Origin of the sequence: Pseudomonas sp. AL 58, assembly GCF_036348395.1 — a bacterium.
Lineage (GTDB): Bacteria > Pseudomonadota > Gammaproteobacteria > Pseudomonadales > Pseudomonadaceae > Aquipseudomonas > Aquipseudomonas defluvii.
The window spans coordinates 75045-84710 of record NZ_JAZBQR010000025.1 but is presented as its reverse complement, the minus strand read 5'-3'; the positions used below and the strand labels follow the sequence as shown (position 1 = coordinate 84710).

The 9666-nt window shown below is 59.7% G+C and carries 9 protein-coding genes; 4 read left to right on the top strand and 5 right to left on the bottom strand.

Annotation, left to right across the window (positions count from 1 at the left end):
* Positions 1-207 precede the first annotated feature (207 nt).
* Entirely contained in the window at positions 208-1095 is an 888-nt protein-coding gene (gene rhtA, locus UIA24_RS20880) for a threonine/homoserine exporter RhtA (RefSeq protein WP_099775307.1), read from the top strand.
* A gap of 183 nt (positions 1096-1278) precedes the next feature.
* The gene (locus UIA24_RS20875; RefSeq protein ID WP_065759932.1) at positions 1279-1560 is read left to right on the top strand and encodes a hypothetical protein; all 282 of its coding nucleotides are present in this window, start codon (positions 1279-1281) and stop codon (positions 1558-1560) included.
* 61 nt (positions 1561-1621) lie between these two features.
* On the opposite strand, the gene UIA24_RS20870 is transcribed toward UIA24_RS20875, so the two are convergent.
* The 4 genes from UIA24_RS20870 to UIA24_RS20855 form a co-directional block, all read right to left on the bottom strand.
* A complete protein-coding gene (locus UIA24_RS20870) occupies positions 1622-3430 on the bottom strand; it encodes an aminopeptidase P family protein (protein ID WP_330523800.1) in 1809 nt (602 codons plus the stop codon).
* A gap of 57 nt (positions 3431-3487) precedes the next feature.
* Positions 3488-4648: an aminotransferase class V-fold PLP-dependent enzyme gene (locus tag UIA24_RS20865; protein WP_330523799.1), complete on the bottom strand. Its 1161-nt coding sequence runs from the start codon at positions 4646-4648 to the stop codon at positions 3488-3490.
* A gap of 173 nt (positions 4649-4821) precedes the next feature.
* On the bottom strand, positions 4822-6243 hold the full coding sequence (locus tag UIA24_RS20860) for an FAD/NAD(P)-binding protein (RefSeq protein ID WP_330523798.1): 1422 nt from the start codon (positions 6241-6243) through the stop codon (positions 4822-4824).
* A gap of 78 nt (positions 6244-6321) precedes the next feature.
* On the bottom strand, positions 6322-7302 hold the full coding sequence (locus UIA24_RS20855; RefSeq protein ID WP_330523797.1) for a GlxA family transcriptional regulator: 981 nt from the start codon (positions 7300-7302) through the stop codon (positions 6322-6324).
* A 106-nt stretch (positions 7303-7408) separates the two neighbouring features.
* Here UIA24_RS20855 and UIA24_RS20850 point away from each other — a divergent pair, with 106 nt between their 5' ends.
* Positions 7409-7966: a cysteine hydrolase family protein gene (locus UIA24_RS20850; protein WP_330523796.1), complete on the top strand. Its 558-nt coding sequence runs from the start codon at positions 7409-7411 to the stop codon at positions 7964-7966.
* 15 nt (positions 7967-7981) lie between these two features.
* On the opposite strand, the gene UIA24_RS20845 is transcribed toward UIA24_RS20850, so the two are convergent.
* Positions 7982-8545: a helix-turn-helix domain-containing protein gene (locus UIA24_RS20845; protein ID WP_065759926.1), complete on the bottom strand. Its 564-nt coding sequence runs from the start codon at positions 8543-8545 to the stop codon at positions 7982-7984.
* Between the two features lie 82 nt (positions 8546-8627).
* On the opposite strand from UIA24_RS20845, the gene UIA24_RS20840 reads away from it, so the two are divergent.
* Positions 8628-9569 (top strand): DMT family transporter, encoded by a 942-nt coding sequence (locus tag UIA24_RS20840; RefSeq protein WP_065759925.1) that lies wholly within the window; start codon positions 8628-8630, stop codon positions 9567-9569.
* Positions 9570-9666 lie beyond the last annotated feature (97 nt).

The window sequence follows — 9666 nt, the reverse complement described above, 5'->3', positions numbered from 1 at the left end:
GTCTAACTCATTGATTACCAAGGAGTTTTCCGTTTCGACTGCGCCGGAAGAGGTGCGCATTATAGAGAGATGAAACGAGGCGTCAAGCCGTATTATTGAAAACAACCGATAAAAGAAAGATGCGCACTATATTGCTCATTGGCAAAGGGTTCGCGCATCATACGACGACTCCCTCAGCCTATATATAGAAAGGACATCGTCCGCAGCATGAATGCACAACCGCGCAGCCTGGCGACAACCCTCTTCCCCATTGCACTGCTAATGATTGCCATGGCCTCGATCCAGTCTGGCGCTTCACTGGCCAAGAGCCTGTTCCCCCTTATCGGGGCACAAGGCACGACCACACTGCGCCTGATATTCGCCAGCGTGATCATGCTGCTGTTGCTGCGCCCCTGGCGCGCCAAGCTAAACGCCAGCACACTCAAGACAGTGTTGATCTATGGCGCGGCACTGGGTGGTATGAACCTCCTCTTCTATATGTCGTTGCGCACCGTGCCGCTTGGCATCGCCGTAGCCCTGGAGTTCACCGGCCCTCTGGCGGTAGCGCTCTACGCATCACGGCGCGCGGTAGACTTTCTCTGGATTGGTCTTGCCGTGCTTGGTTTGGCGCTGCTTATCCCGGTGGGCCAGACAGGTACGGGCATCGATCTGGTCGGTGCCTGCTATGCATTGGGGGCGGGCGTCTGCTGGGCACTCTATATTCTGTATGGCCAGAAAGCCGGCGCCGATAATGGCATTCAGACTGCCGCGCTGGGGGTGGTGATCGCCGCTTTCGTCGTAGCGCCCTTCGGCATTGCGCATGCAGGCACCGACTTGCTATCCCCTGCACTCATCCCCGTAGCAATTGGCGTCGCGATCCTCTCCACCGCCCTGCCCTACAGCCTGGAGATGGTGGCACTGACCAGAATGCCTGCCAAGACCTTTGGCACACTAATGAGCATCGAGCCAGCCTTTGGCGCGCTTTCCGGCCTGCTGTTCCTCAATGAGGTGCTCAGCCTGACCCAGTGGCTGGCCATCGCGGCGATCATCACCGCGTCTGCTGGCGCCACACTGTCCTTGCGTAGAGAGCCGCAACCCTTGGTTGCAGCCGACTGACATGAGAAATACTTTCATCTAAATCGATGCAGGTCATTGTGTCGAATACCTGCCATCTTTAAGCTGTAACCTGACGCCAAGCTTGAAGTTTTTCATTTATCAGACAAGGATGCTGTAGGCGCCAGGAAGGATGCATCGGCTATGTAGACGGCTCGAAGGCTCGGGCACGCAGTAAGGACAGGAATGAAACGAATTTTGCTCATCCTAGCCATTTTGGCCATCGCAGGCTGTGCCGCGACCGCCAAGACAGAGGTCAAGCGCGGGAAAAAAGGGCTGCACATCAATTGTTCCGGCCTGTCGTCATCGTGGAGCAAGTGCTACAGCAAAGCCGAAAGCTCATGCGGCAGCAAAGGCTATAAAGTCCTCGCAAAATCTGGCGATGATGAAGGAGAGCCTGGGGATTTTGTCTTTGGAATAAACCCGGCGGGATACACCAGTCGCAGCATGATCGTGATCTGCCGCTGACCCGGACACGGTAGAAGGCTACCCTCAGGCGACTTTCTACCGTTGCTGCACGGTCAATCAATCAGATTGCCGCCGTGCGCACCTGCAACCATTGCAGCGCATCGCCTCCGAGCAAAGGCGACAATCGCTGACACACCTCGTCGTGATACGCGTTGAGCCACTGCCGCTCCTCGGCGCTCAGCAACTCAGGCAGCAAGCAACGCGTATCAATCGGGCACAACGTCAGGGTTTCAAATTCGAGGAAGTCACCAAACGTGCTCTTCCCCGACTCCCGGTTGAACACCAGGTTCTCGATACGGACGCCCCACTGCCCTGGCCTGTAGGTTCCTGGTTCAATCGAGGTAATCATGCCCGCTTGCATTGCCGTCTGCGGTGCAGGCGCAGCCTGATAGGCAATGACCTGTGGGCCCTCGTGCACATTCATGAAGTAGCCAACGCCATGCCCGGTGCCATGCCCATAGTCGACATGCTCAGCCCAAAGTGGCGCCCGTGCAATGGCGTCGAGCAGGGGTGAAAGCACTCCACGCGGAAACCGCGCACGTGAAAGCGCGATCATACCCTTGAGTACGCGGGTGCAGTCCTGCTTCTGTTCGACGCTTGGCGAGCCGATGGGCACCATCCGCGTAATGTCGGTGGTACCGCCCAGGTACTGTCCACCTGAGTCGATCAACAGCAGCCCATCCCCCTCGATTGTTGCATGGGATTCCTCGGTTGCCCGGTAATGCGGCATGGCACCATTACTGTTGAAGGCGGCAATCGTCGCAAAGCTGGGCGAGACGAAACCGGGGCGACGGGCTCGAGCCGCGCCCAGCTTTTCGTCAACGGTCACTTCCGTGATGCGCTCACGCCCCAACGCCGACTCGAACCAGGCAAAAAACTCGCACAACGCCGCGCCATCCTGCTCCATGGCCTGGCGGACGTGAGCCAGATCAGCTTCACTTTTGCGCGATTTGGCCAGGGTCGTCGGATTGATCTCCTCCACAAGCCGCACATCGTTGTTCAGGTTCGCCACAAGACCGAGAGTGACCTTGGCTGGATCAATCAACAACGAGCAGCCTGGGGCAATTTCGGCCAAAGCCGCACCTGCGGTGGTGTAGTCCCGCAAATGAACACCATCGGCTTCGAGCACCTGACGCAGGTTTTCGTCGACCTTGCTCAGGGCCACGAACAGGATTGCCTTCTCCTGGCTGACCAAGGCAAACGACACAAACACCGGGTTGTAAGAGACATCACTGCCGCGCAGGTTGAACAGCCAGGCAATGTCATCCAGCGTGGCGAGGAAATGCCAGTCGGCGCCACGCGCCTGAAGCGTCTGACGCAGGTTTTCCAACTTTTGCACCCGACTGACCGTCGCATACGGTGGCAGATGTGGGTAAACCGGGTTGGCTGGCAATGGCGGGCGCTCATCCCACACATCAAGCAACAAGTCTTTATCTGCCAACAACCGCACATTGCGCAGTTTGAGTCGCGCCTCCAGTTGCCGGGCTGATGCCAATGCCATGACCGTACCATCGACAGCAACTGCACCGCCCTCAGGCGCCTGCTCAGCGAGCCAGTCCAGCGGGCCGGGCTGACCGGGCAGCAACTTCATCAGCGCTATACCACTGCCACTCAACGCTTTTTCGGCCTGCTCCCAGTAGCGGCTATCCACCCAAAGACCAGCGAAATCCGCTGTGATGATCAGCGTCCCCACCGAGCCATGAAAACCGGAGAGCCACTGCCGTCCCTGCCAATACCCTGGCAGGTACTCGGAAAGATGCGGGTCGGCCGACGGCACCAACAGCGCATCGACACCTTCCCGGCTCATCACGTCGCGCATACGCGCCAAACGCGTCGTTACTGCCACCTGCGTTGAAGACTGACTGTTCATGCTGACTCCTGCTACCACGACATCCATTGGTCTTGGTCGCAGATAATGGAACAGCCCTCAGCCCTGGGCAACTGCCCAGAAGGGCGCTGCCTGCGATGAGGCCTTGATGGCCGCTGCAGCCTGGTCGATGTCGGCCTCACTGGTGTAGCGCCCCAGGCTCAGGCGAAGGGTTCGGCGCGCGGCTTGCTCGTCATGCCCAAGGGCGAGCAGCACATGGGACGCTGCACTGCTGGCTGAATTGCAAGCCGACGTGGAGGAGAACGCCAATCGCGCGGCCAGAGCGTGCAGGTCGACACTATTGTCGGCAAAGGTCAGGCTCAACGTATGAGCAATGCGCTGCTGAGGGCTTCCGTTCAAGCCGAGCCCCGGCACGCCAGCCAACTGCTCCAGCAAGCGAGTGCGCAAGCGCCTGATTCGCACAAGCTCCTCGTCGAACAGTTCGCCGGCCAACGCGAAGGCCGCGCCCATCGCAACGATTTGATGGGTCGCCAACGTTCCTGAGCGCAACCCACCTTCATGCCCGCCGCCATGCACTTGAGCCTGAAGCGCGGGGCGAGCACGCTCACCGACATACAATGCCCCGATACCTTTCGGACCGTAGACCTTATGCGCAGAGAAGGACACCAGGTCCACCGGCCAACGCGCCAGATCGATCTCGACCTTGCCGGCCGCCTGGGCCGCATCGACATGCAGGAATGCACCATGACCACGCACGTGTTCGCCAATGGCCTGCACATCGTTGAGCGTTCCCAGTTCGTTATTGACCAGCATCAGCGAAACCAGAAAGGTATCGTCTCGCAGCGCACCCGCAACGGCCTGCGGCGTAATGAGCCCTTGAGCATCCGGCGCCAGCCAAGTGACCTCGAACCCGGCCAGTTCAAGTTGCCTGACACTATCAAGCACAGCTTTGTGTTCGATCAGGCTGGTGATGATATGCCCGCCACTGCGCCCCTGAGCCAGGCCCTTGAGTGCCAGGTTGTTCGACTCGGTAGCACCGGACGTCCAGACGACCTGCTCGGGTTTAGCGCGCACCAGACTGGCAACCTGAGCACGCGCTCGCTCCACCGCCTGACGGGCCTGCTGCCCATAACAATGCGAACTGGACGCGGGGTTGCCAAAGTTTCCAGATACGCCCAAACACTCGACCATCACCTGAATGACCCGCTCGTCGACAGGTGTCGTGGCGGCGTAGTCGAAATACAACGGGAGATTGCTCATAGGTCAAGCCCTTGCTTGGCGCCGCGCCGCTGTAGAGCGAGCACTGCGCCAATCCTTCCTGGTAAGTTCACCCGGATAGTGCCTCAAGACCACTTAGAACAATAAATTATTAATTATTATATTTATATTCCAATAATCCCGTTACTGACACCTGACAGCAACCCTCAGAGAGGTCACATCGCCAAGCGCTGCGCCAAGGCTTTCGCCTGCAGCGCCACATCAGTGACAGCAGTACTTTCCCACCACATACCGCGCAACGGCGGCCCAATGGCGAACAAGCGCTCACTGGCATGCCCTTGAGCATCCAGCACAGCGCCGTCCGGGTTGGCAGCAATGCCCAACGCCAGTGGCCCAGGCTGAACAAGGCCACGCGCAAGCAGGTTTTGCGGCAGGGGCCGATCAACACGGCGCCAATCGTATTCGATACCCATTGAATTGATCAGTGCCGCCCCCGTCACACGCGTCGTCACCTGCTGACCGCGGAAACGCAAACGAATACCCACCGCCTCGCCCTCAACAGCGTCGACGCCTTGCCAGGAGGCAGCATGAATGCGCAAGCGCCCCTCGTCACGCAGACGTTGGAGCAATGCCGCGCCAGGCGGCGCTGAACGGTGGTGATGACTCTCCCACCAGGGCCGTACATGACGCACAAACTGGCGCCGTTCACGATCGCTGGCCTGGCTCCAGAGCCTGGCGATATGTTGCCGGACGGTATCCAGCGGCGCCTGCCAGTCGACACCCTGAGCAATCGCCAAGCGGCATTGTTCACGTACAGCTCGAAGCAGTTGGCGGGGGCTACGCAAGCCAGGGTCAGTTGCCAGGAAGTCGACCCAGGTCGGGGGCTGCCGACGGACATGGGGTAGCAGGCCATGGCGGGAAAACACCTCGATAGGTCCCCGATGCCCAGCCTGCTGCAACGACACCAACGCATCGATCATGGTCAGGCCGGAGCCGATGATCAACACTCGCCCTTGAGGATCAAGCCCACGCATGGCCGAGACATCCCAAGGGTCAAGGGTGGTCTGCTCCAACGCCTCTGCACCAAGGCGCGGGGTACGTGCGGCAGTAAACATGCCCGTAGCCAGCACAGCGCGCTCAGCCCGCAGCCGGCGCCCGTCGGCACACTGTATAAGCACGCCCTCGTTGTCGACGTGCAGGTCGTCTACCTCGCTACGCAAGTGCTCGACTCTGGAGCCTGAACGCGCACCCATGACCTCAGCGTCAGCCAGACGTTGGCGCGCATAACAGCCGAACAGGCCACGGGGCGGAAACAACTCGGCAATCGGTACCTGTTGCTCGGCAGACTCAGGCCAACCGCCCTCCCGAATACACTGCGTAAGCCACTGGGTCAGATCATCGGGGTTATCTGGGTCGACACTCATCCGCGCGGCATTGCCATTGAGGGTATGCCCTGGTTCAGTCGCACTGTAGGCCTCGCCACGACCAAGCTCGGGCCGAGGTTCAACGACGACGATACGTCGTTGACCAGGCTGGCGTAGCAGTTGCGCAGCAAGCATCGCGCCACTGAGGCCACCCCCAACAATGAGTACATCAATGACTGTATCCGGGTACGTCGCAGCGTATGGTGCGTGCATTCGCGTCTCCTTGCGCAATTATCTGGATGATAAGCGGCAAACGGCGGCAAACGCAGCCACACCGGTACTAAAGTAGGTTCATGCCGACGGCGCGCCAAAGCGCTTGCGATAGTCGCTCGGCGCCAACCCCATGACCTTGTGGAACACTTTGCGGAAAGCCCCAGGGTCTTGATACCCGACACCCCAGGCAATCTGCTCGACATTGCGATTGGTGAACTCCAGCATGCGACACGCGCGCCCGACGCGAACCTGCTGGCAGTACTCGGTCGGTTTCAGTCCGGTAGCACGACGAAAACGGCGCAGAAAGGTACGCTCCTCAAGGCCGGCATAACCGGCCATCCCTTCGAGGCTGACATCCTTGGCGCCGGTGCCTTGCAACCAGTGCTGAACCTTGAGAATCGCTTCGTCTCCATGGTCCAGGCAGGGGCTGAAGACACTGCCTGGACGCTGCCCGGTCACCACCCGCTCCACGGCCAGAAACCGGGCGGTTTCCGTCGCCAAGGTAGCCCCCAGAAAGCGCTCGACCAGGTTGAAACCCAGCTCGGTCCAGGCCATCAACCCTGCGGAAGTAATAATGTCGCCGTCATCCAGCAACGGCAAATGGGTCTCGACCTTCACCTGTGGAAAGCGCTGGGCCAGGGACGGCGCAAAGTTCCAATGCGTGGTTGCCGGGCGGCCGTCGAGCAAGCCGCTTGCCGCAATAAAGAACACCCCGACGCATACCGACACCAGCACGGCGCCCTCACGGTGCCACTGCCTGAGGTCGCCACAGAACCGCTCAAGCAACTCAGGATCCGGCGCCTGGGTGAGGCTTGGCGGAATGATAATGGCGCGCGGCTGGTGAGCGCGCTGCGGATGCGTATCAAAGCTGACCACCAGCCCTCCGCCATCGACCTCACACCAGTGAGTGACACGCAACAACGGCCGCTCCAGCGCGCCGAGCTCGACGGACATGCGATTCGCGACCGCCAGCAAGTCGGTAACACCCTGCACGGCCGCCATCTGCGCGCCCGGGTACACCAGAATGCCGATCTCCAGCGTGTCGCGTACGGTAGTCATTGTCAGTTTTTCCAGCCAATTTGTCGGTTGCGCCAATCTGCAAGCCTGTCGATCAAGCCTATAACTATCGCCACGTCACAACCACTCCCAGTACAAGGAAAGCGACATGACCCGACACGCGTTGATCGTCATTGATATTCAGAACGACTATTTTCCCGGCGGCAAATGGCCCCTCGACGGTGCCGAGGCTGCTGCCGATAACGCAGCACAGGTATTGGCAGCAGCGCGGGCCCGGAACGACCTGGTGGTTCACGTACGCCATGAGTTCGAGTCTGCGGACGCACCGTTCTTCACGCCCGGCTCAGAGGGTGCTCAGATACACCCCAAGGCAAAAAACCAGGCAAATGAACCGGTGGTTCTCAAGCATAAGGTAAATGCCTTCCTGGATACCGAGCTCAAGACACTGCTGGATGATCACCACGTCAGCGCCATTACCCTGGTCGGCAGCATGAGTCATATGTGCATTGACGCGGCAGCACGCGCGGCGGCCGACTTTGGCTACGCGACCACAGTCATTCACGATGCCTGCGCTACCCGCGCACTGGTGTTCAACGATATGACAGTACCCGCTGAGCAGGTGCATGCCGCCTATATGGCGTCGCTGGCATTCGGTTATGCGCAGGTCGTGTCGACAGCCGAATACCTCGACGCCCAACGCGACTGACCTACCGGGCAGCGCTCAGATCACGACATTGCGTACAAAGCGTACCGCCACCTCACCATCGTTGCGATAGACGTGCATCCGGTTGCTGGCGAAGGTAAAAAATTCGCCAGCGGCCAGGCTGTGTACCTGATCCTCGATCAACAAGGTCAGGCAACCTTCAAATACGTAGAGCTGCTCGCTCCACCCGTCAGCATCGGCCTCGGAGGGGTACACTTCGCCGGGCTCCAGGCGCCACTCCCACAACTCGACCTCGCGGCTGGCCGCGGAGCTGGCCAACAGAATCGCCTTGCTGCCCGGATGAACGCCCGTCCAGGCCAGTTCGTTGATTCGACTGGGATCGCGATTGTCCGGTGCCTGGATCAAATCGCTGAATGCGACATCAAGTGCTTCGGCTATTCGATCCAGTGTCGTCAGGCTGACGTTCTTTTCGCCAGCCTCGATGGCAACCAGCATGCGACGACTCACACCCGATTTTTCCGCCAGTGCAGTCTGGCTGAGACCGGCAGCATGACGCAGGCGACGGATGTTCTGACTGACGTGCTGCAACACAGACGCCCTGTGATTCGAATCTTTGTGCACTATATTGCTCGCTGGTAGAGTGTGCGCAGTATACTGCCCACTTTGGCGCATTGTGCGTCGCCCATCATTCGTGTGCAAGACCATGACCTCAAGCGCCCCGCAACACGCGACCGTGTCCTTCCGGCCAAGCAAAGCCGAGTGGGTACTGATCTTCATCACTGTCCTCTGGGGCGGCACTTTTCTGCTCGTGCACAAGGTGATGACCGTCAGTGGCCCGATGTTCTTCGTGGGCCTGCGTTTTGCGGCTGCCGCACTGTTCGTTGCCATGGTATCGGCCCGCTCGCTGTCCGGCCTGACCACCACCGAACTCAAGGCCGGCTTCTTGATTGGCGTCTCCATCATGCTTGGCTATGGCCTGCAGACAGTTGGCCTGCAAACCATCAGCAGCAGCCAATCGGCGTTTATCACAGCCTTGTATGTGCCATTCGTGCCCTTGCTTCAATGGGTGATTCTGGGCCGTCGCCCCGGGCTCATGCCAAGCATCGGCATCAGCCTGGCATTCATCGGGCTCATGCTGCTGGCAGGCCCGAACGGCCGTTCGTTGCAGTTCAGTCCCGGCGAGATCGCCACGGTGGTCAGCGCGGTCGCCATTGCAGCCGAGATCATTCTGATCAGCCGCTTTGCTGGCAAGGTCGATGTGCGCCGCGTCACTGTCGTACAACTGGCAACGGCCTCGGCCCTGTCATTCCTGATGATTGTTCCGACCCAGGAAGCATTGCCAGACTTTTCCTGGCTACTGGTGCTCAGCGCCGTCGGCCTGGGTGCGATGAGCGCAGCCATCCAGGTGGCAATGAACTGGGCACAGAAATCGGTTTCGCCTACCCGCGCCACCCTCATCTACGCGGGCGAACCCGTGTGGGGCGGCGTCTTCGGACGGCTGGCGGGAGAGCGCCTGCCGGGCGCCGCGCTGGTCGGTGCATTGCTCATCGTCATTGCGGTAGTGGTCAGCGAATTGAAGGTCAAACGTCGAGAGGAGAAGTCCGTCGAGGAAGAGGTACGCGAACAAGAGCGCGAACCGGGTTGAGGCAGCAGGCTTCACGCCATCCCTGAAAAAAACTGTTATAAAAAAATAGTTTAATGCACCGTTCTTGTAGGATTCTGCGACAGCTTGTGGGTTGGTG